Origin of the sequence: Kribbella pittospori, from assembly GCF_004331465.1 — a bacterium.
Classification (GTDB): Bacteria; Actinomycetota; Actinomycetes; order Propionibacteriales; family Kribbellaceae; genus Kribbella; species Kribbella pittospori.
The window spans coordinates 1-25,885 of sequence record NZ_SJKB01000037.1 but is presented as its reverse complement, the minus strand read 5'-3'; the positions used below and the strand labels follow the sequence as shown (position 1 = coordinate 25,885).

Annotated in this window: 29 protein-coding genes and 1 tRNA gene; 20 read left to right on the top strand and 10 right to left on the bottom strand. The window is 69.0% G+C overall.

Going from position 1 to position 25,885, the window contains the following annotated elements; translation table 11 throughout:
- The first annotated feature begins 25 nt into the window (after nucleotides 1-25).
- Nucleotides 26-1,912, top strand: a complete 1,887-nt coding sequence (locus E0H73_RS44730; protein WP_131367298.1) for a phosphoenolpyruvate carboxykinase (GTP) — start codon at nucleotides 26-28, stop codon at nucleotides 1,910-1,912.
- A gap of 85 nt (nucleotides 1,913-1,997) precedes the next feature.
- Here the strand turns inward: E0H73_RS44730 and E0H73_RS44725 are convergent, their stop codons facing one another.
- Nucleotides 1,998-2,633, bottom strand: coding sequence for a phosphoribosyltransferase (locus tag E0H73_RS44725; RefSeq protein WP_131367296.1), 636 nt, complete (start codon nucleotides 2,631-2,633; stop codon nucleotides 1,998-2,000).
- A 6-nt stretch (nucleotides 2,634-2,639) separates the two neighbouring features.
- Here E0H73_RS44725 and E0H73_RS44720 point away from each other — a divergent pair, with 6 nt between their 5' ends.
- Both E0H73_RS44720 and E0H73_RS44715 read left to right on the top strand, forming a co-directional pair.
- Complete coding sequence (locus E0H73_RS44720) at nucleotides 2,640-3,083, top strand: PPOX class F420-dependent oxidoreductase (RefSeq protein ID WP_238164687.1); 444 nt, start codon at nucleotides 2,640-2,642, stop codon at nucleotides 3,081-3,083.
- A gap of 4 nt (nucleotides 3,084-3,087) precedes the next feature.
- Nucleotides 3,088-3,981, top strand: coding sequence for an LLM class flavin-dependent oxidoreductase (locus tag E0H73_RS44715; RefSeq protein WP_131367294.1), 894 nt, complete (start codon nucleotides 3,088-3,090; stop codon nucleotides 3,979-3,981).
- A gap of 136 nt (nucleotides 3,982-4,117) precedes the next feature.
- On the opposite strand, the gene E0H73_RS44710 is transcribed toward E0H73_RS44715, so the two are convergent.
- Nucleotides 4,118-4,207 (bottom strand) — tRNA-Ser (locus tag E0H73_RS44710).
- A 274-nt stretch (nucleotides 4,208-4,481) separates the two neighbouring features.
- Between E0H73_RS44710 and E0H73_RS44705 the strand changes: the two genes are divergently transcribed.
- The 4 genes from E0H73_RS44705 (at nucleotide 4,482) to E0H73_RS44690 (ending at nucleotide 8,312) form a co-directional block, all read left to right on the top strand.
- Nucleotides 4,482-6,050, top strand: a complete 1,569-nt coding sequence (locus E0H73_RS44705; RefSeq protein ID WP_131367292.1) for an LCP family glycopolymer transferase — start codon at nucleotides 4,482-4,484, stop codon at nucleotides 6,048-6,050.
- 87 nt (nucleotides 6,051-6,137) lie between these two features.
- Nucleotides 6,138-6,596, top strand: a complete 459-nt coding sequence (locus E0H73_RS44700; protein WP_131367291.1) for a hypothetical protein — start codon at nucleotides 6,138-6,140, stop codon at nucleotides 6,594-6,596.
- Between the two features lie 25 nt (nucleotides 6,597-6,621).
- Nucleotides 6,622-7,581, top strand: a complete 960-nt coding sequence (locus E0H73_RS44695) for an acetylxylan esterase (protein ID WP_131367289.1) — start codon at nucleotides 6,622-6,624, stop codon at nucleotides 7,579-7,581.
- Nucleotides 7,578-8,312, top strand: a complete 735-nt coding sequence (locus E0H73_RS44690; RefSeq protein ID WP_131367312.1) for an MBL fold metallo-hydrolase — start codon at nucleotides 7,578-7,580, stop codon at nucleotides 8,310-8,312. Before E0H73_RS44695 ends, E0H73_RS44690 begins: the two co-directional genes overlap by 4 nt.
- 6 nt (nucleotides 8,313-8,318) lie before the next feature.
- Here the strand turns inward: E0H73_RS44690 and E0H73_RS44685 are convergent, their stop codons facing one another.
- Together E0H73_RS44685 and E0H73_RS44680 are read right to left on the bottom strand one after the other, a co-directional pair.
- A complete protein-coding gene (locus tag E0H73_RS44685; protein WP_131367287.1) occupies nucleotides 8,319-8,963 on the bottom strand; it encodes a response regulator in 645 nt (214 codons plus the stop codon).
- On the bottom strand, nucleotides 8,960-10,897 hold the full coding sequence (locus E0H73_RS44680) for a sensor histidine kinase (RefSeq protein ID WP_131367286.1): 1,938 nt from the start codon (nucleotides 10,895-10,897) through the stop codon (nucleotides 8,960-8,962). The genes E0H73_RS44685 and E0H73_RS44680 overlap by 4 nt, the downstream gene beginning before the upstream one ends.
- 141 nt (nucleotides 10,898-11,038) lie before the next feature.
- Between E0H73_RS44680 and E0H73_RS44675 the strand changes: the two genes are divergently transcribed.
- Nucleotides 11,039-11,416: a hypothetical protein gene (locus E0H73_RS44675; protein WP_131367284.1), complete on the top strand. Its 378-nt coding sequence runs from the start codon at nucleotides 11,039-11,041 to the stop codon at nucleotides 11,414-11,416.
- Between the two features lies 1 nt (nucleotide 11,417).
- On the opposite strand, the gene E0H73_RS44670 is transcribed toward E0H73_RS44675, so the two are convergent.
- The 3 genes from E0H73_RS44670 to E0H73_RS44660 are packed head-to-tail and all read right to left on the bottom strand — an operon-like array spanning nucleotide 11,418 to nucleotide 14,147.
- Nucleotides 11,418-11,792, bottom strand: coding sequence for a hypothetical protein (locus tag E0H73_RS44670; protein WP_131367282.1), 375 nt, complete (start codon nucleotides 11,790-11,792; stop codon nucleotides 11,418-11,420).
- A gap of 26 nt (nucleotides 11,793-11,818) precedes the next feature.
- Nucleotides 11,819-13,159, bottom strand: coding sequence for a type I glutamate--ammonia ligase (locus E0H73_RS44665; RefSeq protein ID WP_131367280.1), 1,341 nt, complete (start codon nucleotides 13,157-13,159; stop codon nucleotides 11,819-11,821).
- Nucleotides 13,160-13,181: 22 nt separating this feature from the next.
- The gene (locus tag E0H73_RS44660; protein ID WP_131367278.1) at nucleotides 13,182-14,147 is read right to left on the bottom strand and encodes a phosphotransferase; all 966 of its coding nucleotides are present in this window, start codon (nucleotides 14,145-14,147) and stop codon (nucleotides 13,182-13,184) included.
- Between the two features lie 51 nt (nucleotides 14,148-14,198).
- On the opposite strand from E0H73_RS44660, the gene E0H73_RS44655 reads away from it, so the two are divergent.
- Both E0H73_RS44655 and E0H73_RS44650 read left to right on the top strand, forming a co-directional pair.
- On the top strand, nucleotides 14,199-15,095 hold the full coding sequence (locus E0H73_RS44655; RefSeq protein WP_131367276.1) for a DUF72 domain-containing protein: 897 nt from the start codon (nucleotides 14,199-14,201) through the stop codon (nucleotides 15,093-15,095).
- A gap of 9 nt (nucleotides 15,096-15,104) precedes the next feature.
- The gene (locus E0H73_RS44650) at nucleotides 15,105-15,560 is read left to right on the top strand and encodes a hypothetical protein (RefSeq protein ID WP_131367274.1); all 456 of its coding nucleotides are present in this window, start codon (nucleotides 15,105-15,107) and stop codon (nucleotides 15,558-15,560) included.
- A gap of 107 nt (nucleotides 15,561-15,667) precedes the next feature.
- On the opposite strand, the gene E0H73_RS44645 is transcribed toward E0H73_RS44650, so the two are convergent.
- On the bottom strand, nucleotides 15,668-16,174 hold the full coding sequence (locus E0H73_RS44645) for a methylated-DNA--[protein]-cysteine S-methyltransferase (protein WP_131367272.1): 507 nt from the start codon (nucleotides 16,172-16,174) through the stop codon (nucleotides 15,668-15,670).
- Nucleotides 16,175-16,211: 37 nt separating this feature from the next.
- Nucleotides 16,212-17,162: a carbon-nitrogen hydrolase family protein gene (locus E0H73_RS44640; RefSeq protein ID WP_165556163.1), complete on the bottom strand. Its 951-nt coding sequence runs from the start codon at nucleotides 17,160-17,162 to the stop codon at nucleotides 16,212-16,214.
- 284 nt (nucleotides 17,163-17,446) lie between these two features.
- On the opposite strand from E0H73_RS44640, the gene fgd reads away from it, so the two are divergent.
- The 3 genes from fgd to E0H73_RS44625 are packed head-to-tail and all read left to right on the top strand — an operon-like array spanning nucleotide 17,447 to nucleotide 19,552.
- Entirely contained in the window at nucleotides 17,447-18,451 is a 1,005-nt protein-coding gene (fgd, locus tag E0H73_RS44635; protein WP_131367270.1) for a glucose-6-phosphate dehydrogenase (coenzyme-F420), read from the top strand.
- Nucleotides 18,452-18,461: 10 nt separating this feature from the next.
- Entirely contained in the window at nucleotides 18,462-19,037 is a 576-nt protein-coding gene (locus E0H73_RS44630) for a GNAT family protein (RefSeq protein WP_131367268.1), read from the top strand.
- Nucleotides 19,038-19,081: 44 nt separating this feature from the next.
- On the top strand, nucleotides 19,082-19,552 hold the full coding sequence (locus E0H73_RS44625; RefSeq protein ID WP_131367266.1) for an NUDIX hydrolase: 471 nt from the start codon (nucleotides 19,082-19,084) through the stop codon (nucleotides 19,550-19,552).
- Here the strand turns inward: E0H73_RS44625 and E0H73_RS44620 are convergent.
- Nucleotides 19,549-20,313 (bottom strand): IclR family transcriptional regulator, encoded by a 765-nt coding sequence (locus E0H73_RS44620; protein WP_238164685.1) that lies wholly within the window; start codon nucleotides 20,311-20,313, stop codon nucleotides 19,549-19,551. The genes E0H73_RS44625 and E0H73_RS44620 overlap by 4 nt on opposite strands.
- A 128-nt stretch (nucleotides 20,314-20,441) precedes the next feature.
- On the opposite strand from E0H73_RS44620, the gene E0H73_RS44615 reads away from it, so the two are divergent.
- The 7 genes from E0H73_RS44615 to E0H73_RS44585 all read left to right on the top strand — a co-directional run bounded on the left by E0H73_RS44615 (nucleotide 20,442) and on the right by E0H73_RS44585 (nucleotide 25,697).
- Nucleotides 20,442-21,713 (top strand): DUF6986 family protein, encoded by a 1,272-nt coding sequence (locus E0H73_RS44615; RefSeq protein ID WP_131367262.1) that lies wholly within the window; start codon nucleotides 20,442-20,444, stop codon nucleotides 21,711-21,713.
- 32 nt (nucleotides 21,714-21,745) lie between these two features.
- Nucleotides 21,746-21,985 carry a thiamine-binding protein gene (locus tag E0H73_RS44610; protein ID WP_131367260.1) on the top strand — a complete coding sequence of 80 codons (240 nt, stop codon included), beginning with the start codon at nucleotides 21,746-21,748 and terminating at the stop codon, nucleotides 21,983-21,985.
- A complete protein-coding gene (locus E0H73_RS44605; protein ID WP_131367258.1) occupies nucleotides 21,978-22,364 on the top strand; it encodes a helix-turn-helix domain-containing protein in 387 nt (128 codons plus the stop codon). Before E0H73_RS44610 ends, E0H73_RS44605 begins: the two co-directional genes overlap by 8 nt.
- Before the next feature lie 109 nt (nucleotides 22,365-22,473).
- Nucleotides 22,474-22,974, top strand: a complete 501-nt coding sequence (gene uraD, locus E0H73_RS44600) for a 2-oxo-4-hydroxy-4-carboxy-5-ureidoimidazoline decarboxylase (RefSeq protein ID WP_131367256.1) — start codon at nucleotides 22,474-22,476, stop codon at nucleotides 22,972-22,974.
- A complete protein-coding gene (gene uraH, locus E0H73_RS44595) occupies nucleotides 22,971-23,300 on the top strand; it encodes a hydroxyisourate hydrolase (protein WP_131367254.1) in 330 nt (109 codons plus the stop codon). Before uraD ends, uraH begins: the two co-directional genes overlap by 4 nt.
- 5 nt (nucleotides 23,301-23,305) lie before the next feature.
- Nucleotides 23,306-24,211, top strand: coding sequence for a factor-independent urate hydroxylase (gene pucL, locus E0H73_RS44590; RefSeq protein ID WP_131367252.1), 906 nt, complete (start codon nucleotides 23,306-23,308; stop codon nucleotides 24,209-24,211).
- 124 nt (nucleotides 24,212-24,335) lie between these two features.
- Entirely contained in the window at nucleotides 24,336-25,697 is a 1,362-nt protein-coding gene (locus tag E0H73_RS44585) for an 8-oxoguanine deaminase (protein WP_238164684.1), read from the top strand.
- Nucleotides 25,698-25,885 lie beyond the last annotated feature (188 nt).

Genomic DNA, 25,885 nt, shown 5'->3' with positions numbered 1-25,885 from the left:
ACAGCCGAGAGGGAATGAGCCGCCGATGACGACAACCGCCAGCCCGACCCATACCGAGACCACCGCCCCCGCAGCAGCCACGGACCCCCTCCCAGCCGTCGCCACGCAGTACGACCTGACCGACGCACCGACCCGCCACGTCGGACTGCTGGCCTGGGTCGCCGAGGTCGCCGCATTGACCCAGCCGGATCGGATCCACTGGGTGGACGGCTCGGACGCGGAGTACGACAAGCTGACCGGCGAGCTGATCGAGGCCGGGACCATGGTCCGGCTGAACGAGGAGAAGAAGCCGAACTCGTTCTGGGTTCGCACCGATCCCTCGGACGTGGCCCGGGTCGAGCAGCGGACGTTCATCTGCTCAGTCGACGAGAAGGACGCCGGTCCGACCAACAACTGGATGGACCCGGCCGAGATGAAGGCCCTGATGACGGGGCTGTATCGCGGCTCGATGCGCGGCCGGACGATGTACGTCGTCCCGTTCTGCATGGGCCCGTTGACCGCGGACAAGCCGATGTTCGGGGTCGAGATCACCGATTCGGCGTACGTGGTCGCGTCGATGCGGATCATGGCCCGCACCGGTGCCGACGTACTGGCCAAGCTCGGCGAGGACGCGTTCTTCGTGCCGTGCCTGCACTCGGTTGGTGCGCCGCTGGAGGCCGGGCAGAAGGATGTGCCGTGGCCGTGCAACGACGAGAAGTACATCGTCCAGTTCCCCGAGGAGCGGGCGATCTGGTCGTACGGCTCCGGGTACGGCGGCAACTCGCTGCTCGGGAAGAAGTGCTACTCGCTCCGGATCGCGTCGGCGATCGCGCGGGACGAGGGCTGGCTGGCCGAGCACATGCTGATCCTGAAGTTGATCTCGCCGGAGAAGAAGGTCCACTACGTCGCGGCCGCGTTCCCGAGTGCCTGCGGCAAGACCAACCTGGCGATGCTCGACCCGACGCTGGAGGGCTGGGAGGTCGAGACGCTCGGCGACGACATCGCGTGGATGCGGTTCGGCGCGGACGGCCGCCTGTACGCCGTGAACCCGGAGTTCGGGCTGTTCGGCGTCGCCCCCGGCACCGGCTGGAAGACGAACCCGAACGCGATGCGCACGATCGAGAAGGGCAACTCGGTCTTCACCAACGTCGCGCTCACCGATGACGGCGACGTCTGGTGGGAGGGCTACTCGCCGACCCCGCCGAACCACCTGACCGACTGGAAGGGCCGGGAGTGGACGCCGGACTCGGGCGAGCTGTCCAGCCACCCGAACAGCCGGTTCTGCACCCCGATCAAGCAGTGCCCGATCATCGCCGACGAGTACAACGACCCGAACGGCGTACCGATCTCGGCGATCATCTTCGGCGGTCGCCGCGCGACGACGGTGCCGCTGGTGACCGAGTCGCGCGACTGGGCGCACGGCGTCTTCATGGGGGTGACGCTGTCGTCGGAGACAACTGCTGCCGCGGTCGGTCAGGTCGGCGTCGTTCGGCGTGACCCGATGGCGATGCTGCCGTTCCTCGGGTACGACGCCGGCAAGTACTTCGACCACTGGCTGACCGTCGGCAAGCAGCACGACGCGGCGCAGCTGCCGAAGATCTTCTACGTGAACTGGTTCCGCAAGAACGACGCGGGCAAGTTCGTCTGGCCGGGCTTCGGTGAGAACAGCCGGGTGCTGAAGTGGGTCATCGACCGGATCGAGGGCCAGGCCGACGCGGTCGAGACCCCGATCGGCCGGGTGCCCACCGCGGACGGCCTGGACGTCAGCGGTCTCGAGCTCACCGAGGACGAGCTGGACATCGCGCTCAAGGTCGACGCCGAGGAGTGGAAGGCCGAGATCCCGCTGATCGAGGAGTGGTTCGCCAAGCTCGGCGACACCGTCCCGACCACGCTCAAGGTCGAGCTCGACCACCTGAAGGCACGTCTCGGCTGACCCGGACACCGGCCGCTGAGTCGGAAGCCGGCGGCCGGCAGCAACGCGGCGCCCTGGGCCACCTCCAGGGCGCCGCGCTGTGTCGTCAGGTCCGTTCGGCCAGCACCCGGCGTACTTCGTCGTCCGGGACCGGCGCGAAGTCGCGGTAGGCCTGTCCGACCGCGGCGTAGTACCGCGGGATCCACGGGCACACGACCTCGTCGGCGATGGCCGACAATCGGTGGCAGCTGTCCGGACCACCCACCGGTACGGCGACGATCACCTTGGCCGGACCTTGCCGTCGTACCGCCTCGACCGCGGCTCGCATCGTGGAGCCGGTAGCGAGGCCGTCGTCGACCAGGATCACGACCCGGTCGCGTACGTCGACCGGCGGCCGATCGCCGCGGTACGCCTGCTCGCGCCGGCGCAGCTCGCGGATCTCCCGTTCGCGGACCGTCTCCAGAGTCCCCTCGTCGACACCCCGGAGTACTTGCTCGTTCCGCACGGTGTGGGTCTCGTCGCCGACGCCCGCGACCGCACCCATCGCCAGCTCGGGCTGACCCGGCAACCCGAGCTTCCGGACGATCAGTACGTCGAGCTCCGCGCCCAGCGCCTCGGCGACCGGCGCGGCGACGGGCACACCGCCGCGCGCCAGGCCCAGAACCAGCACGGACCCGGCCACCTCGCCCAGCTCAGCCGCCAGCGCCCGCCCGGCAGCCGCCCGATCGGCGTACGGCCTCATATCGCCATGATCTCGCGATATGCGTACGTTGGCGGCATGCAGATCCCGGACAGCGCACGGGCAGTGCTGGAGTCGAACGCCCTCGGGCACCTGGTCACGATCAACCCCGACGGCAGCCCCCAGGTCTCGGTGATCTGGGTCGGGCTGGACGGCGACGAGATCATCGCCGCACACGTACCGAACAACCAGAAGGTGAAGAACATCCGGCGCGACGGCCGAGTGGTGCTGTCGGTCGAGACCGGCCGGATGAACGAGATGGGCCTGACCGAGTACCTGGTGATCAAGGGGACCGCCCGGATCACCGAGGGCGGCGCGGTCGACGTACTGCGCCGGCTGGCGAAGACGTACATCGGACCGGACGCGGAGTTCCTGCCCGGTGACGAGCTGCCGCCGGGGTACGTCACCCACATCACTGTCGACCGCATCAGCGGCGTCGGACCTTGGAGTTGAGTGCATGAAGATCGGTGTGATGCTTCCGTTGGGCGGGGAGGACGGGCCTGACGGCGGGATGCCGGGGTGGCGGGACGTCCGCGCGGTTGCCGAGGCGGCTGATCAGAACGGGCTGGATTCGGTCTGGATCGCGGATCACTTCTTCTATCGCGACCCGGACGGCCGGATGTACGGGATGCACGAGGCTTGGACGTTGCTGAGTGCGGTCGCGGCGAGCACGACGCGGGTCGAGCTCGGGACCATGGTGCTGTGTGCGTCGTTCCGCGACCCGGGGCTGACCGCGAAGATGGCCGCGACCCTGGACGAGGTGTCCGGCGGGCGGCTGATCCTGGGTGTTGGCGCCGGCTGGCATGACCCGGAGTACGAGGCGTTCGGGCTGCCGACCGATCACCGGGTCGGCCGCTTCGAGGAGTGGCTCGAGATCGTGGCCCGGATGATCCGCGGCGAGACGGTCACCTTCGACGGGACCTACCACCACGTCAAGGACGCAGAGCTCGACCCGGCGCCGGCGCGGCGGATCCCGATCCTGGTCGCCGGACACCGGCCGCGGATGATGCGGCTCACCGCCGAGTGGGCCGATGCGTGGAACACAGCCTGGTACGGCGCCGCCGGTGACCGGGTCGTGGAGAGGATCGGAACGCTCCGCGAAGCGGTGCGGGCCGCCGGCAGGCCGGAAGGATCGGTCGCCACGACCGTCGGGATGATCGTTCGGGACCCCGACCAGCCCAGCGTCCCCGACCCGGACGCGAACGCGTTCGGTGGCACCGTCCCGGAGTTGGCCGAGGTGCTCACGGCGTACCGCAAGCTCGGGGTCGACCACCTGATCGTCTCCCCGGAGCCGATGACGCCGAAGACGGTCGAACGCATCGCCGAAGCCCGCAAGCTGATGACCGAATAGCAAAGAAGGGCAACGCCCGCCAGGCACAACCCGGGGGTCCGGGGGCGAAGCCCGCCTGGCGGGGTCTGGGGTTGCGCCCCCAGAAACTGCCGGAGCGCCCCGGTCCGCGCTTCTTGCGGACAGGGGCGCTCAAGTGCGGAGGCGGCGGGATTTGAACCCGCGAGAGGGGATTACCCTCAACCCGCTTAGCAGGCGGGCGCCATCGACCGGACTAGGCGACGCCTCCTCCGACGGTCCCGCAGGGGGACTCGACGACGGCCAAGACTATCCGGTGGACGGTCCCGGCGGCAAAGCGGGCCCCGGCGCGCCTGACCGACACTGTCCGTGTCGGGGGCGCCACCTTGGGAGAGTCGGCCGGGGTCTGTGTAATCTGGCGTGCATCGACGGGGGTCGCCAGCATCACGTCAACCGAATTGCTGATGTGAGCGTCTGAAGTACCGTGGGCCGTTGCACACGCGGCCTGCGGACAGTCGCCACGTCGTCGATCAGGGAACGGAGCCATGTCGCGGAGCACTCGCGCAGCCGGACGGAGGTCCGCGCCCAGAGCCAACCGGTCCCGGCAGCGTTCGCATCGGGCCCGCACGGCGTCGAAGGCGATCGGTCTCACCCTGGTCAGCGCGCTGATCCCCGGCTCCGGGCTGGTGATGGGCGGCCGGAAGAAGCTCGGCGCCTTCGTGCTGACGATCAGCATCGGCCTGCTCGTGATCGCGGCGTACGTCGGCCTGACCCGGCGTGACTCGATTCTCGCCTTCGCGGTGTCGCCCCGCCAGTTGCTGATCGCAACGGCCGCGGTCGTCGTCCTCGGCATCGGCTGGATCTGGGTCGTGGTCGCCTCGCACAAACTGATCCGCCCGGTCAGCATGACCTACACCGCGAGACTGGCCGGCTCCCTGTTCGTCGGGTTGCTCTGCTTCGCGATCGTCGTACCGACGACCGTCGCGGCGCAGACCGTGATGGCGCAGCGCGACCTGGTCGGCAGCGTGTTCCAGTCCGAGGGCAACTCCAAGAGCGCGACCCGGCCGAAGGTCGACAAGAAGGACCCGTGGGCGAACACCCCGCGGCTGAACCTGCTGCTGCTCGGCGCCGACGACGGCGTCGGCCGGACCGGGGTCCGGACCGACACGGTGATCGTCGCCAGCATCGACACCAAGACCGGTGACACCGCGCTGATCTCGCTCAGCCGGAACTGGATGCGGATGCCGTTCCCGAAGGATTCGCCACTGCACAAGATCTACCCCGACGGCTACTACGACCCGAGCGGCCCGGCCGAGCAGCCGGAGTACTACCTGGACTCGATGTACGAGAACGTCCCGAAGCAGCACCCGGGAATCCTCGGCCAGACCGACAACGAGGGCGCGGACGTGGTCAAGCTCGCGGCCGGCGCGGCGCTCGGGCTCGACATCGACTACTACATGCAGGTCAACCTGGCCGGCTTCCGGCAGATCATCGACGCGGTCGGCGGCATCACGGTCAACGTCAACTACCGGGTCCCGATCGGTGGCGACTACGGCGACGGGCCGGGGTCGAACAACGCGAAGAAGCCGTCCGGCTACATCGAGCCGGGCGCGGATCAGAAGCTCGACGGATACCACGCGCTCTGGTTCGCCCGCGGCCGCTACGGCCTGAGTGACCCGTCCCGGCAGGAGCGGCAGCGCTGCACGATCCACGCGTTGGTGAACAGCGTGAACCCGGCCACCCTGGTGACGAAGTACCAGCAGATCGCGTCGGCCGGCAAGCAACTGCTCCGGACCGATATCCCGCAGGAGATCCTGCCGGCGTTCATCGACCTCGGCATCAAGGTGAAGAAGGCAAAGGTCTCGAACGTCGACCTGGACAAGAGCAAGAACTTCCCGTCCGGCCAGAACCCGAAGTACGAGGCGATGCAGGAGATCGTCGCGAAGGCGATCGCGCCGAAGGGCAAGCCGGTCGCGTCGAGCCCGTCGACCAAGCCGACGAAGAAGCCGTCCAGCGGCTCGACCAAGAAGACCCCGAACCCGGCCGTGACGCCGGGCGAGGCCGAGAACCTGAACGACGCCTGCGCCTACAACCCGTCCCAGTCGGGAAACTGACGGCAGCGACTCCGCTCGGCAACGCCACGACTTCGGAGACCGAAGCCTTCTGAGCAGCGCATTGGTCCCGGATGAGATCCTGGTGCGATGCGTACGACGTACCGGATGCGGGCGGGACGGTTCCTCGGGATCCTGGCCGCCGGGCTGATCATCCTCGGTGTTGCCGCGATCGTGTGGGCCTTCGGGCTTCCGGACGTGGTGGTGTCGGTGTTCCTCACCCTGGGCGGACTGGTGGTGCTCGGCGGACTGTGGATCCTGGTCTGGCCGCCGGTCGTCGCGAAGCTGCGCGACCGCGACATCGAGGTACGCGGCGTCCGGACGACGTGGACCGACATCACCCAGGTCGGCCGGGTCGAGACCACGCACGGCGAGGCGATCGTGCTGCGCACCAAGCAGCCGGACCACACGGTGCTGTTGCCGGTCGGCTGGCTGCCTCCAGGTCGGGCCGCGCAGTTGGAGACCGCGCTGCGGGACCGGCTGAACGCGGCGCACGGCTACACGATCTGGGACGGGACTGCCCCGGACGACGACGATCGCGCAGAATGAAGCGACCCTGACCTGAGGAGTGCCTGTGCTGTCCTTCGAGCTGTCGTACGACGAACTGATCGCCTACCGGGGCACAAATCCGCGGCCGGAGGACTTCGACCAGTTCTGGGACAAGGCGCTGCTCGAGCTGGGCGCGATCGACCCGGACACCGAGTTCGCCGACGCGACCGACTTCCCGCTGACCACGGCGACGGCGCAGCACCTCTACTTCACCGGCACCGGCGGCTACCGGGTGCACGCGAAGGTGGTGCGACCGGCCGAACCCACGGGCCCGGCAGTGCTGATCTTCCACGGGTACGGCGGCGAGCAGCCGAGCTGGGTCGACCTGCTGCCGTACGCCGCGCGCGGGTTCACGGTGGCCGCGCTGGATGTGCGTGAGCAGGTGGGCTACCGGACCGAGTCGCAGGCAGCGAACAGCTTCTCGCTGCACAACCACCTGGTGCACGGTCTCGACGACGGGCCGGACGGGCTGCTGTACAAGCACGTGTTCCTGGACGCCCGGCGGCTCGCGGACATCATCGGCGGCCTGCCCGAGGTGGACGAGACGCGAATGGCGACTACTGGTTGGAGCCAGGGTGGCGGACTCAGTCTCGTCGCCGCGGCACTGACACCGGGGATCAAGTACGTCGCGAGCGTGTTCCCGTTCCTGTGCGACTACCAGCGGGCGTGGGATCTCAACCTGGAGACGAACCCGTACGACGAGATCGCCACCTGGTTCCGGAAGCGGGATCCGCGGCATCTGCGCCAGGACGAGGTGTTCACGACCCTCGGCTATATCGACGTACAGAATCTGGCGCCGCGGATCCAGGCCGAGGTGACGCTGTTCGTCGGGCTCGAGGACCAGGTGTGTCCGCCGTCGACGCAGTTCGCGGCGTACAACAAGATCACGTCGGCCAAGGACCTCCGGCTGTACCCGGACTTCGGGCACGACGACCTGCCGGGTGCGCTCGACGACATCTTCCAGCTGATCGGCGCGAAGCTCTGACCACGCTCACGATCCTCGGCACCGCCGCACCGTACCCGCGGCCGGACCATCCGTGTTCCGGCTACTTGCTGCGGGCCGGCGGGGCTGAGGTGTGGGTGGACGCTGGCCCTGGTTCGCTCGCCGAGCTGCTGCGTCATACGACGCTGGGCGCGTTGGATGCTGTCTGGTTGTCGCACCTGCACCTCGACCACATCGGCGATTTGCTCAACGCGTACTACGCCTTGGCCTACGGCGAACTGCCCGCGCGGCCGCCGTTGCCTGTCTACGCGCCCGCGGATCTCCGTGCGCGGTTGGCCGGCTTCTTCGGGCTGCCCGATTTCGCGAACGACGTACTCGATCTTCGACCGCTCTCAGACGGTCATCTCCTGCAGATCAAGGATCTCGAGCTCACCAGTCATGCTGTGGAACACGGCTGCGAGGCCTACGCCCTCCGAGCCTCAGCGAACGGACACACCCTCGCCTACTCCGGCGACTGCGCACCCTGCGCCGGCCTCGACGCCGTAGCTGCCAACGCGGACCTGTTGCTCTGCGAGGCCAACGATCCAGTGCCCACGCCGGTGCACCACACCCCAGCCCAAACCGGCGACCTGGCCCACCGCGCCAACACCAAACACCTGGTCGTCACACACGTAGGCCCCCTCCTCGATCCAGTCGCGGCGACATCCACCGCCGCCGAAGCCTTCGGCGGCCCCACCACCCAGGCAATGGTCAGAGCCACGATCCCCTTCTGATGCGGACTACTGGCCGAGGCCGGCGTCTCGGGCTCGGGCTACGGCTTCGGCCCGGCCGGCGACGTGGAGTTTGGCGAAGACGTTGGAGACGTGGTTGCGGACGGTCTTGTCGCTGACGACGAGTTGACGGGCGATCGCCGCGTTGGTCAGGCCGCGGGCGACCAGGTCGAGGATCTCGCGTTCCCGGTCGGTGAGTTCGGGGAACGGGGCGAGTTCCGGTCCGGACCGGCCGGCGGCGAAGTACGACAGGACGCGGGTCGCGATCGCGGCGGAGAACACCACCTCGCCGTGCGAGACGCCGTCGAGTGCACGGCCGATCTCGGCGCGGTCGGCGCCCTTCAGCAGGTAGCCCCGGGCACCGGCACGGACCGCGGCGAACACGGACTCGTCGTTCTCCAGCATGGTGAGCACGAGTACGGCGATCGACGGGTGATCGGTGGTGACCTGCCGGGTCGCGTCGACGCCGTTCAGCACCGGCATGTGCAGGTCCATCACCACGACGTCGGGGACGAGTTCGGCCGCCAACCGGACCGCTTCCGCGCCGTCGGCCGCCTCGCCCACGACCTCCTTGCCGGCCATCGTGGAGATCGCCGTGACGAGCCCTTCGCGGTACAGCGGATGGTCGTCGACCACAAGTACCCGAACCGTCATGGCGCCCCCTTCGGCAGCAGTGCCGTCACCGTCGTACCCGACGAGCCGGATTGGATGTGCAACTGGCCGCCGAGCTCCTCGGCCCGCTCTCGCATCGACGACGTCCCGACGCCGGCCTCGATCCGGTCCGGCAGTCCTCGGCCGTCGTCGGACACCTCGACGCCGACACAGCCGTCGGCCTCCCACAGCCGTACGGCGACGTTGCCCGCCGCCGCGTGCCGGACCGCGTTGCCGGTCGCCTCACCGGCGATGTGGTACGCCGCAACCTCCACAGCGGCGGGCAGTCCGGCGATCTCGGCGGCCGTCACCCGGACCGTCGTCGTACCGGTCGACAACCGGTCAGCCAGCTCACGGACCGCCGTTGCCAGGCCGAGCTCGTCCAGCATCGGTGGCCTGAGCTCGTGCACCAGGGCCCGTACGTCGGCCACCGCCGCGTTGAGTCGGGGGACCAGACGGTCGAGGAGTTGCCGGGTCGCATCCGGATCGTCGGCCGCGAGGTCGCGGGCGGTCTCGACGTGCAGCGCCAGCGCGGCCAGCGACGGGCCGACGCCGTCGTGCAGGTCGCGGCGAAGCCGGCGGCGCTCCTCCTCGCGCGCGACGACCACAGCCTCCCGGGCCCGCTGGGACTCGCGCGCCAGCAGGACCGTATGCGCCGCGACTGCGGCCTGTGCGGCCAGTTGGTCGAGGGCCCGCAGTTCGTGCGCGTCGAACTCGGTGGACCGGGTGACGGTGAGGCGGCCGAAGTTGTCGCCGGCGTACTCCAGCTCGACGGACGTCGCCGTTCCCGGACCGTCGCCGTACGACGCCACCAGGCCGTCCCGCAAGGTGATCGTGGCCCCCTGTGCACGCAGGGATCTGGCCACCTGCTCGACCACGGAGGGCAGGACTCGTTCGGACAGATCGTCCGGTGTGGTGGCGGCCGCGAGCCTCGCGCCGAGCCGGGCGAGTACGGCGTACGGCTCGTCGACATCACCGTGCACCAGCCGGTTGACGTGGCGCTGCAACCAGGTCCGCAGCGGCAGGGCGGCCAGGGCGACGACGGTGGTCGCGACGATCGGCGTACCGGTGCTGGCGCCGAGCCGGTCCCCGACCAGCCAGACCGTGGCGGCGTACAGGCCGACCACGAGGGTCGACAACGCGCCGTACACGAGGGCGCGGGAGATGACGACGTCGACATCCCAGAGTCCGTGGCGCATCACCGCGATGCCGATCGCTACCGGCAACGGAAGCATGGCAAGCCCCGCGACCACGCCGGTGACCCCGGCTGGGACCAGCCTGGCCACCGCGAACAGCGCGATGGTGCAGGCGTACCCGACCAGCACCCACTTCAGCTGCTGCCGTTCGAGATCAGCGGCGCGTCGCCAACGGATCACGAGCGAGGCGCACCCGGCGATCACCGCCACCAGCAGCAGTACGCCGATCCCGGCCACGACCGCCGGTCCGCCCGCAACAGCCACGCCGACCGGGTTCGTCTCGCTGCGCAGTGCCTCAGGAAAGTCCTGCCGGTCGTACGGCGTCAGTGCCCAGGTGACCGCGATGACCACCACGGTGGCCCCGCTCAGCCACAACCCGAACCGGGACAGCGGCCGTCCGTCTGGCAGCACCACCGGAAGCAGTACGGCGATCGCCACGTAGCCGGGTGCCCAGAGCCAGGCACCGAGCCACGTCGCCCAGGACCCTCCGGTCAGCAGCCCGACCTCCGAGCCGAGCAGAGCCAGCCCCTGGGTGAGCGCGATGACCCCGAGCAGGATTTGGATCCGGCGTGCGCCGGACGACCGCAGCAGCAGCCCGGCCAGCCCGTAGGCGACGGCGGCAGCCACCTCCATCAACCAGAACGACGGCTCCATGGTCCGGCCCGCCGCCGCGTTGACCGCATGCACGCCCGCGCCGGCCAGCCCGGCCACGACCGCGAGTACGCCGATGACAACCCCCATGACGGCATCATCGCCGCCACCGTGTCCCGCCGTCACGGGACAAGAAGTCCCGGGTCAAGTCGTGATCCCCGACCGTGGCCGCTGGGACCGCCCGCTCGCGACTGTTGGACCCATCAGTACTTCGACCAACAGGAGCACACCATGAGCACCGTCACCAGCACCCGATCCGCCACCACTCGCCGGCCCCCGGCGACCGTCGTCGCCGCCTCGGTCCTGCTCGGACTGATCGCCGCGATCGGCGGCTACGGCGCCATCTACTTCACCGGCCTGGAAGGCTGGAACGGCATCGGCGCCAGCTTCGTCGTGACCTACGAGTTCCTCTCCGTCGGCGGCCTGATCGCCGCGATCGCGTTCCTCCGCGGCCACCGCCTGGGCCGCCCGGCCGTGATCGCCTACGCGATCTGGATGATCTACTTCACCGTCTTCAAACTCGTCGCCTTCCAGGAACTCCAGGCCATCCCGTTCGGCGTGATCGCCACGATCGCCCTGATCTGCGCGACCCGTCCCACCAGCCGCTGAGTCAGCTCGGGATCCAGGTGGGCCACCAGGGTGGGACGTTGCCGGGGCAGCTGCCGGGGGCGGTGGCGGGGGTGCCTTGCCAGGAGAAGAGGGCCAGGTCGGCGATGGTGATGGCGATGGCCGCGGCAATGAGGGAGAAGAGGAAGGCTTTGCCGGCGTAGCGGAAGACGATGGTGAACAGGGCGAGGTTCACGATCAGCGCGAGGGGGAGGCCGAGGAACAGCAGGGTGAGCCCATTCGGGACACTGCCGGCGACGTCGACGTTGCACGCCTTCCACGCGCGCGACGTGATCACGATCAGCCCGAACGCCGCTCCGCCACCAACGACCACCGCAAGGAACGACTCGCCCTTGCTCCCCTTCGTAGCCAACGCCATGAGGATCACCGTATGTGATCCAGGCGTCAGTAGCGCCACCGCAGCGCGCCGACCCGATCCTCCAAAGACAGCTCACCCAGCGATTCCGCATCATGACGCCGTACGGCGAGGAACGGCTCGACAATCGCATCCCCCAGAGCAGCGCGGATGACCTCCGACCGCTCGAGCGCCGTCAGCGCGTCCTGCAACGTCAGCGGCAACCGCGGCGGCCGGTCCGCCTCCGGATAGGTGCTGGGGTCGCGGTCCAAACCGTCCGGCAGGACCGCCTTCTGCTCGAGCCCGTTCAAGGCGGCCGCAAGCACGGAGGCAGCCGACAGATACGCGTTGCCCGACGGATCCCCGATCTTGATCTCGAAGTTCGCGGACCCCGGCCGACTCGTCACGCTGCCCGGCACATACCGCAGCGCAGCCTCCCGATTCTCGGGCCCCCAGCAAGCAAAGGCGCCGGCCCAGTTCCCCGGCACCCTTCGATCCGCGCTGACCACGCTCGGCGCGAGTACACCGGTCAACCCGTCGAGCTCACGCAGTACGCCGGCCATCAACTGCCGCCCATGCTCCGACGGGCCGCCCTCATCCCCGAACGGCCGACCACCCAGCGACGCCGAGAAGTGGATGTGTGCGCCGTTCCCCACAAACCCCGCAACCGTGATCGGGGCGAACGACACCTGCAACCCATGCGCCCGTGCCACCCGGTGTACGACGAGCCGGGCGAGCTGCGACTGGTCAGCCGCAGCCAACGGCGACGCCGGCGGCAGCGCCACCTCGACCTGACCCTGCGCGTACTCCGGATGCAATTGCTCAGCCGGCACCCCTGCCGCATCGAGCGCCTCCAGCAGCTCGACCGCGAACTCCTCGAGCTTCAGAGCAGCGAGTACGCCGTACGCCGGCCCGATCGTCGCCACCCGCGGATCGTCGGCGTCACCACTGAACACGGTGAACTCCAGCTCGAACCCGAGCTTCACATCCAGCCCGGCCGCGACCGCCCGCTCCTCCTGCCGCCGCAGAGCAGAGCGCTGGCAGATGTCCACCGGCTCGTGGTCCTGGGACAACTGATCGGCCGGAGCCCAGAAGACACGACGGTCCGGGCCGAGCGGCGCGACCGAACGGAGGTCCGGAATCAGCCGGTTGTCGCCGACCGGACCGTTGACCAGCGGCGACGTGGTGATCGCGTCGTCGGTGCACATCAGTGCGAACACCGGTGACAGCCCGATCCCGTCGCGTACCGCGGCCCGCACCCGAGCCGCCGGCACCGTCTTGGCCCGGGTGATCCCGGCGTTGTCGACCATGGACGTGATCAGCATCCGCAGCCCACCGTCGAGCAGCGCGTTGACCGGATCCGCAGGCGTCAAGCTGTCAGTGACGGACATGCAGACTTTCGTACCACAGGAGCTAGATCGGGGGCTGCTCCGCGAGCTTCAGCAGCCACTCGGCCTGGTCGCCGTCGAGCAAGGGTCCGTCGAACGCGTCGGGGAAGAGGCGGCCCCACGACACGGCGCGGCCGATGGATCCGAGACGCCAGGCCAGGCTGGCGGCACGACGGAGCTCGGGCAGGGTGTGGCCGTCGGCGGTCCAGGGCTCGAGGTAAGCGTCCCGCAGCCGGGGGATGATGCCGTCGCCGTAGCTGCCGGCCGCGTGCCGGGCGGTGACGAGCAGGCTGCAGAACGGGTGGGAGACAGCGGCGTCACCCCAGTCGAAGAAGGTGAAGCGCCCGTCGACCGGGGCGAAGATCTGTCCGTCATGCAGGTCGGCGTGGTCGAGCGAGTCGGTGATACCGATCGCGGCGAGCTCGTCGCACCAGTCGAGAAGCCGGGGCCGCAGTTCGTCGAGGACCTTGCGGTCGGCCGGCTGCAGTGACTGGTTCGCGGCCACGGTCTTGTCGAAGATCGTCGGCAGGATGGCTAGCCGTGCATCGGGCACCCCGATGGCCACGAGCTCGTCGGCATGCGGGACCAGCGTCCTCTGGAGCTCGGCGTACTGACTGACGACCTGCTCCCAGGCTCGTTCGTCGCCTGGGTACTGGCGGAGGATGGAACCGCCATCAGGAAGCAGCGACCAGCCGCGCGTCGAGTCCACGGCGTACGGCGTGAGCACGTGCCCGGGCGCCCACCCGGCCAGCGCCTCGGTCAGTCCGGCCTCGAACCGGCTCGCGGGCGGATTCGCCTTGAACCACAGTCGCCAACCCACCTCGAACCGCACGATCACGGACCACGGCCGCACCCGCACCCACCGCGGCCCGCGCTCCTGCCAGCCCAAGGCCGCCATCTGCGCTTCCACCCAGGCGAACGCCGAGGCACGCCACTCCAGGTCGTCCCATGGCGTCCGTGCGTCGGCGTACGTGCCCCGATCAACCTGCATCCGCACACCTCATCACACCGACCCGTGGTCGCGGCACTGGATAATCGGCGCATGAGTGCGTATCGGGTCGGCATCTCCGGCTGGCGCTATCCGCCGTGGCGGAAGGTGTACTACCCGGAGGGGCTGCCGCAGCGGGCGGAGTTGGAGTACGTCTCGCGGCGGCTGAACTCGATCGAGCTGAACGGCTCGTTCTATTCGCTGCAGCGGCCGTCGTCGTACCAGAAGTGGTACGACGAGACGCCGGACGACTTCGTGTTCGCCCTGAAAGGGCCGCGGTTCGTCACGCACATGAAGAAGCTGGCCGACGTGGACGCGCCGCTGGCCAACTTCTTCGCCTCCGGAGTCCTTGCGCTCGGCAACAAACTCGGCCCGGTGCTGTGGCAACTCCCGCCGAACTTCGGGTATGACGAAGAGCGGTGCGCTGCGTTCTTCGCGTCGCTGCCCGGGACCACTGCGGAGGCAGCAGAAGTTGCCAAGGGCCACGACGAGCGAATGGAGGGCCGGGCGCTGCTGGAGACTGCCGTCGACCTCCCGCTCCGGCACGCGATCGAAGTTCGGCATGCGAGCTTCGAAACCCCGGGCTTCATCGACCTGCTCCGCGAGCACGACATAGCGCTGGTCTGCGCGGACACGGCCGGCAAGTGGCCGATGCTCGACGACGTCACGGCGGATTTCGTGTACGTCCGGCTGCACGGAGCCGACGAGCTCTACACCAGCGGGTACGACGACGAGGCGCTCGACCGGTGGGCCGGGAAGATCCGCACCTGGCACCAGGGCGGTACGCCGTCCGACGGCAGGACGATCGGGTCGTCGCGGGCCAAGCGGCGGCGCCGCGACGTGTACATCTACTTCGACAACGACGCCAAGGTCCGCGCGCCGTTCGACGCGGAGGGTCTGTCGCGACGACTCGGGATTACTTCGGCCGGGACCGAAGGATCACGGCCATAGCGTGATCGCATGACTGAGAACCCCGGAGTACTCGTGGAGCAGGCGGTCGAACGCTCGCTCCGATTGGTCCCCACCTGGCCGGCGTGGGACGGTAAACCGCTCACCTCCGACGACGGCCGCACGTACACGCCGCACAAGGCCGTCCGCCGGATCGCCGATCACATGATCGACCACCTGGCCGAGGTCGAGGCGCTGCTGGCCGGCGTACCGACGCAGCCGGACGAGTGGCACGCGAGCGCGCTTACGTCCGCGGCCGACCTGGCGCCGTTCACCGTCGAGGACGTGCAGGAGGCCGAGCAGCGTCTGCGTCGCCTCGGGCGGACGTTCACCCTCCGGTACGCCGCGGTCGACCCGGCCGAGTGGGACAAGGACCGTGGCGCCAACTGGACCCTCCGCCAGATCGCCGAGCACCTGGTCGAGCTCGACTGGTACGCCGAGCAGGTCGGCGACCTGAGTAAGGCTTAGCCCGGACCTCCGGCACTCAACAACGACGCCGTTGCCGCGCACTCCACGCTCACAACCGGGCCGGTGAGGGCGCCGGCCCGGCGTTGGTGAGTGCTGCAGGTCCGCGATCAGAACAGCCGGCCCGCCTTCACCCCGACCGGCTCCTCCAGGTCGAGGAGGAACTGCTTGCGCTTGAGACCGCCGGCGTACCCGGTCAGTGCGCCGTTCTTCCCGACCACCCGGTGGCACGGGACGACGATCGACAGTGGGTTCTGCCCGACCGCCTTCCCGACCTGCTGGGCCAGTGTGCGGTCGCCGAGCCGTTCCGCGATCTCGCCGTACGACGATGTCGCGCCGTACGGGATCTCCTCGAGGATGGACCAGACGCGGCGCTGGAACTCGTCGCCGCGCAGGACGGTCGGGACGTCGAAGCTGGTCCGCTCGCCGGTGAGGTACTCGTCGAGTTGGCGGGCCGCCTCGGACAGCAGCGGGTCGGTGGCTTCGACCTGCTCGCCGAGGGTCTCCGGCGTCGGCTTCACCCAGTGATGCGGGAAGTAGACGCCGGCCAGGGCGTTGTCGGAGGCGACCAGGGTGAGGTCCCCGATCCGGGTGCTGACGATCGCGTGCCTGTTCATGCCTATGGAACGGATCCGCACCCGGACATGTGAGGCCTCAGGACCCGATACGCTCCCGCGTCCGCCGCCGGAATTCCCGCCCGACCTGCGTCACGTCGGAGTGTCGGACCTCCGCGACCGCCAGCCCCGGCGAACCGTCCTCCGACGCCTGGACCACCCACTCGCCGCGGGGGTCGACCACACCCGACGCGAGGCCGCCGTCGGGGTTCGCCGACACGGCGAAACTGATCCAGCAGGTGTTGTTGACCGCACACCCGCGGGCCTGGACCGCCACGTGCTCGTGGTGCGCGACGCGGTTGGTCGCGTACGACACGAGTACGCCGTCCGCGCCGAGACCGTCGTACTCGGTGAACAACTCCGGGAACAGCACGTCCAGTCCGAGCGCGAGCCCGAACCGGAACCCGTCCACCTCGAAGGTGACCGGCTGGGTGCCCGGCGTGTACATCCAGGTGAGCTTGGTGGTCGACAGCGTGCGTTCGTCGTACCGCGCGACCAGCTTCCCCTGGTCGGACACCACGTAGGTGCTGTTGTGCGGTCGCGTTTGCGGCAGTTGGTGCACCGACGGGATGACTACCCAGATCCCGAGCTCACGCGCGAGGTTCGTGATCTGGTCGAGCTCGGACTGCAGCACGGACCACTGAGCCTTGGTCCAGTCCGAGGCCCCGACCTCGTCCGGGCCGAGCTCGGACAGCACGCGCTTGCTGGGGAAGCAGATCGCGCCCTCGGTGAAGTGCACCAGTCGGGCGCCGGCTGCCGCCGCCTGGTGCATGAATCCGCGGATCTCCGCGCCGCCCGCTCGGAGTTCGTGGGTGTTGGTCGGGTCGTCGCGCATCGTCGTCTGGACGACCGCGAGTCGCAGGGTGATTTCTTCCGGCATCTCGTCTCCTGACGGAGTAGGACGGAAGTGCCGGAGGGCAGCCGTGTAGGACTCGCCGGTTTTGGCGGCGCGGGCCCGGACCCGCAGCTTGAAGTTCCTGTGCGCTGTCATCTGGCCTTCCACGCACTCGCACGCGATCCCCCAGCGATCCCGTCCGAGGCGGCTGACCAGGACGAGCGGCCCGAGACAGGAAGTCCCTTTGCCTTCTCGGGTGACCAGGCTGGGGCCGGTCGACGAAGGTGAGGCGCGGGCCGCGCCGGAACCACATCCTAAACACACCCCTCGGACAGTTTCCGGAGGGACAAGGCTGGTCGGATGGCGGACGCCGGCATAACCATCGATGTGGTGGAGTTGACCCCGACAGCAGATCCGGACGCGGGAGTTGGGAGCACAGGGTGACCATTCGAGTCGGGTACAAGGCGTCGGCGGAACAGTTCGGGCCGCGGGAGCTGGTGGAGTACTCGGTCCGGGCGGAGGAGCTCGGGCTCGACAGCGTGACGGTGTCGGACCACTTCTTGCCGTGGCGGCACGAGGGTGGTCACGCTCCCTTCGCGCTGGCCTGGCTGGCGGCGGTCGGCGAGCGGACGAACCGGGTGTTGCTCGGTACGTCGGTGCTGACGCCGACCTTCCGGTACAACCCGGCGGTGATCGCGCAGGCGTTCGCCACGCTCGGCGAGCTGTACCCGGGCCGCGTGATGCTCGGCGTCGGCACCGGCGAGGCGCTGAACGAGATCGCCGTGTCGGGGATGGAGTGGCCCGAGTTCAAGGAGCGGTTCGCCCGGCTGCGCGAGTCCGTGCAGCTGATCCGCGACCTGTGGACGAAGGACGGCGTCAGCTCCGAGGGCCCGTACTACAAGACCGTCGACGCGTTCATCTACGACCGGCCCGAGACGCCGCTCAAGGTGTACGTCGCCGCCGGTGGACCGCTGGTCGCCAGGTACGCCGGCCGCGCGGGTGACGGGTTCATCGCGACCTCCGGTAAGGGCATGGACCTCTACACCGAGAAGCTGATCCCGGCGGTGAAGGAGGGCGCGGAGAAGGCTGGCAAGTCGTTCGAGGACATCGACCGGATGCTCGAGGTCAAGGTGTCGTACGACCGCGACCCGGCGCAGGCGCTGGAGAACACGCGGTTCTGGGCGCCGCTGTCGCTGACGCCGGAGCAGAAGCACAGCGTCACGAGCGCGACCGAGATGGAGCGCTTGGCCGACGAGTTGCCGATCGAGCAGGTCGCGCAGCGCTGGATCGTCGCATCCGACCCTGACGAGGTCGTGAAGCAGTTGCAGCCGTACCTCGACGCCGGCTTCAACCACTTCGTCGTGCACGGTCCGGGACAGGACCAGGAGCGATTCCTGACCCAGTTCACCACCGACGTCCTTCCGCTGCTGCGCAAACTGGGCTGACAATCGCAGAATGGTCGATCACGAGATTGTGCAGGAAGGTGACCCGCGGTGTGCCGAGCTGGAAGCAGCCGGGTACCGCGTGGTCGCCGAGTCCTGGGCAGTCCGCCTGTACGACCCGGACCGTGAGCTGCTCGAATCAGCAGTACGCCGAGCCACCGCCGGCGGCCTGAGCATCCGGGAGCTGGGCCAGGAGTCGGCGGCCTTGCTGCATACCCTGGAGAAAACCAACGAGTCCGACTACCCGTACACGCCGGCGACGCATCGCGTGGTCGGAGACCTTGCCACGGTCCGTGCGCTGTGGCCGGAGTACCGGGTGTTCGGGGCCTTCGACGGTTCACGACTGGTCGGTGCGACCGCCATCCGCTCACACGAGGGCTTCGGCGACACCCGGTTCACGTCGGTGCTGGCGACGTACCGCCGTCGCGGTGTCGCCCAGGCCGTGAAGGCCGCCTCGATCCTCGCCTTCCTCGATATCGGCATCACGCGGTTCAGCACCGGCGGCGCCGCGGCGAACGTCGGCAGCCTGCGTGCCAACGAGTCCCTCGGCTACACGCTGACGGAACGCTGGCGCACGTACCAGCTCTGACAACTCGCGTGCAGGTGACCGCCGGCTTGGCTTAGGGTGCGTCGGTGTCTTTTCGGCTGGCGGCGTACGCCGTGTGCATCGAGGACGGGCGTGTGCTGGTCTCGCGGTACGTGTCACCGCTGACCGGCGCGAGCAACTGGACGTTTCCCGGCGGTCGGGTCGAGCAGTCGGAGGATCCGTTCGACGCGGTGATTCGCGAGGTCGCCGAGGAGACCGGCTGCGATGCCGTGGTGGAGCGCCTGCTGGGCGTGGACTCCCGGGTGATTCCCGCGAGCGAGGCCAATGCGGGCACCGAGCACCAGAACGTCGGCGTCTTCTACCAGGTCGGGATCACCGGCGGCGAGTTGCGGCCGGAGCCCGACGGTGACATCGCAGAGTCGGTCTGGACGCCGATCCCGGACGTGGCCGGTCTGCAGCGGTCATCGTTGGTCGATGTCGGCCTGGCACTTGCGCAGACCCGCCCGCCCACCGGGCACGTTCCGCCCGTCCCGATCGGCGGCCTCGTCCAGCATTAGCGCAGGTCGTCGGACAGAGACTTCGCAGCTTGGGTGAGCAGAGGCACTGCCCGGTCGACCAGCGCTTCGGTCATGCGGCCGGCCGGGCCCGAGATCGACATAGCCAGACGGGACGGGGCGTCGGGTACGGCGACCGCGACGCAGCGGACGCCGAGTTCCTGCTCGCCCTCGTCCATCGCGTACCCGTGCTCCTCGGCGTTGCGCAGCTGGGCTGTGAACGCGTCCGGATCGGTGATGGTGTTGTCGGTGTGCTTGGGCATACCGGTGCGGTGCAGCAGTTCGCGGACCTCGGCCTCGGGGATCTGGGCGAGGATCGCCTTGCCGACCGCGGTGCAGTGCGGCAGGACGCGGCGGCCGACCTCGGTGAACATCCGCATCGAGTGCCGGGACGGAACCTGCGCGAGGTACACGATCTGGTCGCCGTCGAGCATCGCCATGTTCGCCGACTCGCCGAGGTCGTCGACCAGCCGGGCCAGATGCGGCCGGGCCCAGACACTCAGCATGTGCGACGAACTCTCGCCGAGCCGGATCAGCTTCGGGCCGAGCACGTACTGCCGCGACGGCTCCTGGCGCAGGTAGCCGAGGTCGACGAGAGTACGAACCAGCCGGTGGATCGTCGGCAGCGGCAGACCGGAGGCGTTGGCCAGTTGGGACAGCCCCATCATCCCGCCCGCGTCGGCCATGGTTTCGAGCAGGCCGAACGCGCGCTCGATGGACTGCACACTGCCGGTGCGCGCCTTGCCGCCGTTCGCTTCGGCCACGGGACTCCGCCTCTCTTTCCGGATCACGGAAGTTTAGCCCCAGATCTCGGAAGGTCAGTGACATTGCTTCTTCCGCACAGTAGATATTAGTCTCCGCAATACGGAAAAGACAGCCTTTGGAGGCGGGTATGGGCCTGGATGACCTGGTCGGCGAGCTGGATCGGCGCCTGGCGGACGCCGACGCGGCGCTCGCCGCGGAGTACCCGGGCGACCGCGGCGTCCGCCAGCCCGTGCACACCGTCTACGTCCCCGCGGATCGGTATGACGCCCGCACGGTCGAGGAGTGGGGAGCCGAAGCCCGCGCCGCACTGGGCGCGTACGGCGCCTCCGCCGCGCAACTGGCCGAGGCGCTCGGCCTGCTGGCTGTCCCGACGGGCGACACTGGGGCGGCGCTCACGGATGAGCTGTACGAACTGGTTCGGGCCAAGCTCGAGCGGGAGCCGATCGAGGATCTGCGGATCGACTTCGAGGACGGCTACGGGACCAGGCCGGACGATCAGGAGGACGTCGCCGCGGTGGCCGCGGCCCGATCCCTCGCGGAGAGCGTGACCGCCGGCGTGGCGCCGCCGTACCACGGGCTGCGGATCAAATCGCTGGAGGCGCCGAGCCGGCGACGCGGGGTGCGGACGCTGGATTTGTTTGTCCGTGAACTGGGTGGCGCGCTGACCGAGGGCTTCGTGATCACGCTGCCGAAGGTGACGTCGGTCGAGCAGGTCGAGGCGATGATGCTCGTGCTCGACGCGGTCGAGGCCGAGCACGGAGTACCGGCCGGATCCTTGAAGTTCGAGATCCAGGTCGAGACGCCGCAGTCGATCCTCGGTTCCGACGGCACGGCGCTGGTGGCCCGGATGATCAAGGCGGGTGCGGGCCGCGTGACCGGTCTGCACTACGGCACGTACGACTACTCGGCCTCGTTGGGTGTTGCCGCGGCGTACCAGAGCATGGAGCATCCGGTCGCCGACCACGCCAAGGACGTCATGCAGTTGGCCGCGGCCGGGACTGGTGTGTTCGTGTCCGACGGTTCGACGAACGTGCTACCGGTTGGCTCGGCGGACGCGGTGCACGCCGCCTGGCGACTCCACCTGCGGCTGGTACGACGGTCGCTCGGTCGCGGGATCTACCAGGGGTGGGACATGCATCCCGCGCAGTTGCCGACGCGCTTCGTTGCGAACTATCTCTTCTACCGCGAAGGTCTGCAGACAGCGGCGACACGCCTGCGTGCGTACCTCGGTCAAGGCGACTCGGGCTACCTGGACGAACCGGCGACGGCCGCGGCTCTCGCGGGCTTCGTCCTGCGCGGGATGGAGTGTGGTGCTGTCGACCAGTCGGAAGTCGACAAACTGATCGGCGTCGACACCGCCGGTCTGGCCAAGTTGGCGCGTCGACCGCTGCGGTCGTGACCGGATCGCGTCCTGATCGCTAGCCTCGCGGCATGCGACTGGTTGCGGAGTTCACCACGGAACCCTTCGATGTCGACGGGCAGCCGCCCGCGCACGCCACCGAGGCGCTGCGCGTCGCGGAGGAGGCCGGCCTGGAGTGCGACTTCGGGCCCTTGGGCACGCTCGTGCGCGGCGAACAGGGGCTCCTGCTGCCCACGCTGACCGGCGTACTGGAGGCCGCCTTCGCCAGCGGCGCCAGCCAGGTGACGCTCCAGGTACGGCGCGATGGCTGACCAGGAACCGCATCCGCTGGTCGTCGCGATCACGCCGTTGGTCGAGCGACTGAACGCCGAGCTGGTGTCACCGGGAGACGCGCAGCCGGACGACGTACCGCTGCTGTGGGACGGCGAGCCAGTGGTCGCCGTACGCCTGTCTCGTAAACCTTCAGTCGGCGGGGAGGGTGGCGTGCACACGCTGCTCGCGGAGGTTGCCGAGGAGTTCGGCCGGCCGTTGCGCGAGTTGTCGCGGACCGACAAGCAGCAGGCGGTACTGCGGCTGGAGGAGCGGGGCGCGTTCGAGTTCCGGAAGTCGGCCGAGATCGTCGCCGAGGCGCTCGGCGTCACCCGGTTCACCGTCTACAACTACCTGAACCGCGCCCGCGATCAGGCCTGACCTCTTGCCCGCCCGGCCAAACTTCAACAAACTGTTGACGTCAGGCGAGGTGCATGTCAAGCTTTCGTCATACGGAAAGTAAGTTTCGGGATTCGAGAAGGTGTGATCCGTGGACCTGCAGGAGTTCAACTCCGCGCCCGCCGGCCGGCTGCGTCCCTTGCTGACGGCCTGCTGCGACGTTCCGCGCTGGGTCGACGGCATCGTTGCCAAACGCCCGTACGGCGAGGTCACGGCGCTGACCGCGGTCGCGGACCAGTTGCTCCGGGACCTCGACGACGCCGAGGTCGACCAGGCGCTGTCCGCCCACCCGCGGATCGGCGACCGGCCGTCCGGGGCCGGCACGGAGGCAGCGTGGTCGCGCAAGGAGCAGTCCGGGGTCGGCGACGATCCAGACGTCCGCACGGCGCTCGCCGACGGGAATCGCGAGTACGAGCAGCGGTTCGGCCGGGTCTTCCTGATCTGCGCGACCGGGTTGTCGGCCGAGCAGATGCTCGCCAGCCTGCGCCGGCGGCTCGACCACGACGACGTCACCGAAGCCGCCGTCGTACGGGACGAACTGCGCAAGATCGCTCTGCTCCGGCTGAGCAAGGTGCTGGAGGTCCAGGCATGAGCAGCGTCAGCACGCACGTCCTCGACACCGGTCTCGGGCTGCCCGCCCGTGGCGTGCCGGTCCAGCTGTCCCGGGTCAAGGCTGAGGAGACCGTCGTACTCGCGTCGGCCACGACCGACGACGACGGGCGGGTCGCCGGACTGGGGACGGGGCTCGAGGCCGGGACGTACCGGCTCTGGTTCGACGTTGCCGCGTATGCGGACGCGTCCGGCCAGGACATCTTCTTTCCCGAGGTCACCGTGACGTTCACGATCACCGACGAGCGGCACCACCACGTTCCGCTGCTGCTCAGTCCGTTCGCCTTTTCCACCTACCGAGGGAGTTGATCCCGATGGCCATCCACCTGGGTGCGAACCAGTACGGCAAGGCCGAGAGCCGCGTGGTCCGGATCTACCGCGACACGCCCCGCCACCAGATCCGCGACCTGAACGTGTCGTCCGCGCTGCGCGGCCGGTTCGAGGACGCGCACACCAGCGGCGACCAGCGTGACGTGCTGCCGACCGACACGCAGAAGAACACCGCGTTCGCGTTCGCCAAGGAGAAGGGCATCGGTGCGATCGAGGACTTCGCGCTCACGCTCGGCGCGCACTTCCTCGAGGCCGCTCCGGCCGCCGACGGCGCCCGGATCGCGATCGAGGAGTATCCGTGGGAGCGGATCAGCGTCGACGGCGAGCCGCACGACCACTCTTTCGTCCGCGCCGGCAGCGGCGTACGGACCACGATCGTGAACGTCGAGGGCCGCGGCGACGAGCGGAAGACGTACGTCGTCTCCGGCGTACAGGACCTGACCCTGCTGAAGTCCACCGGATCGGAGTTCCACGGCTTCCTCAAGGACAAGTACACGACGCTGCCGGAGACCGACGACCGGATCCTCGCCACGTCGCTGGTGGCGCGGTGGCGGTACGACCACGCCGACGTCGACTGGGACAAGTCGTACGACCAGATCAAGGCGCTGCTGCTGGAGCAGTTCGCGCGGATCCACAGTCTCGCGCTGCAGCAGACGCTGTACGGGATGGGCGAAGCGGTCCTGCAGCAGCACCCGGAGGTGGCTGAGATCAAGTTCTCGGCGCCCAACAAGCACCACTTCCTGGTGGATCTGAGCCCGTTCGGGGTGGAGAACCCCAATGAGGTGTTCATCGCCGCCGACCGCCCGTACGGGCTGATCGAGGCGACCGTCGTCCGCGACGACGCCTCCGAGGCCGGCTCCGCCTGGCACGCCGTGCCCGGCTTCTGCTGAGGCTTGGAGGAAGCTCCAACCCACAGGACGCACGACCGTCGAGATTCATGCGCCCCGTGGGTTACGGCCCGTCGCGCGGGCCGGTTGACTGACTGCACCGGCCTGGGGTGACGAGGAGCAGTCGATGATGGAAGCAACTGTCGTGATCGACGGGGCCGCCGTGGTGACGGTGGACCGGGAGCGGCGCGAGTTCGCCACCGGTCATGTCGTTGTCCAGGGCAACAAGATCGTCGCGGTCGGGGCGGGACCGGCGCCGGCGGACGACGCGGCGCGGGTGATCGACGGACGCGGATGTCTCGTCACGCCGGGGTTCGTGAACACGCACCAGCACCTGTATCAGTGGGTCACCCGCGGGCTGGCGGCTGACGCGACGTTATTCGGCTGGCTGACGACGCTGTACCCGGTGTGGGCGGGGATCGACGAGGACGCCGTACACGTGGGTGCGCAGGCCGCGTTGGCGCGGCTGGCGCGGACGGGGTGTACGACGGCGGCGGATCATCACTACGTGTTCCCGCGCGAGGGTGGCGATCTGCTCGGGGCGGAAATCCTTGCTGCGCAGGAGATCGGGCTGCGGTTCCATCCCTCGCGGGGGTCGATGGATCTCAGCGAGAAGGACGGCGGGTTGCCGCCGGACTCGGTGGTCGAGGATCGGGACGAGATCCTGATCGCCACCGAGACCGCGATCGACCGGTGGCATAATCCGGCGCCGGACTCGATGCTGCGGATGGTGGTTGCGCCGTGTTCGCCGTTCAGCGTCACCGGTGAGCTCATGCGCGAGGCGGCGGAGTTGGCACGGCGGAAGGGTGTCCGGCTGCATACGCATCTGGCCGAGACTCTCGACGAGGGTGAGTGGTGTCAGCAGAAGTTCGGCTGTACGCCGCTGGAGTACGCCGCCGACCTCGGGTGGACCGGCTCGGACGTGTGGTTCGCGCACGGGATCCACTTCGACGACGCGGAGATCAAGCAGCTGGGTGAGTCGGCGACGGGCGTCGCGCACTGTCCCAGCTCCAATGCGCGGCTGGGTGCCGGGATCGCGCGCATTGCCGATCTGCGTGTAGCCGGTGTGCCAGTTGGTCTCGGGGTCGATGGTGCCGCGAGCAACGAAGCCGGCAGCCTGGCGGAGGAAATGCGGCACGCGCTGCTGTTCGCACGAGCTCGCGGTGGTCCCCAGGCGCTCGACGTACGGGCCGCTCTCGAGCTGGCGACGATCGGTGGCGCCCAGGTCCTGGGCCGCGAGAACGACCTCGGCTCCCTGGAGCCCGGCAAGCTGGCCGACCTGGCCGTCTGGCGCCTGGACACCCTCGCCCACGCCGGCATCGCCGACCCTGTGGCCGCCCTCGTCCTAGGCACCCCGCCGCCGCTGGAACTCCTCCTGGTCAACGGCAACCCCGTCGTAGAACACGACACCCTGGTCACCGTGGACGAACCCACCCTCGCCACCCAGGTCGCCACCACCCAGCAATCCCTCCTCACCAAGGCCGGCTGAGTTCCCGCCCACCCCACGAGCGGTGTGCCATCCCGGCCGCTGACGGCTGAGAACCCGCACTTTGTGCACGGCTCAACCGCCGAACGGCCCTTGGCCTCAACCGGTTGTTGCACATGATCTTTGTGTGGTGACTGGAGGTAGTGATGCCGGGTAGGCGGTTGGACGTGCGGGAGCGTCAGGTGATTGAG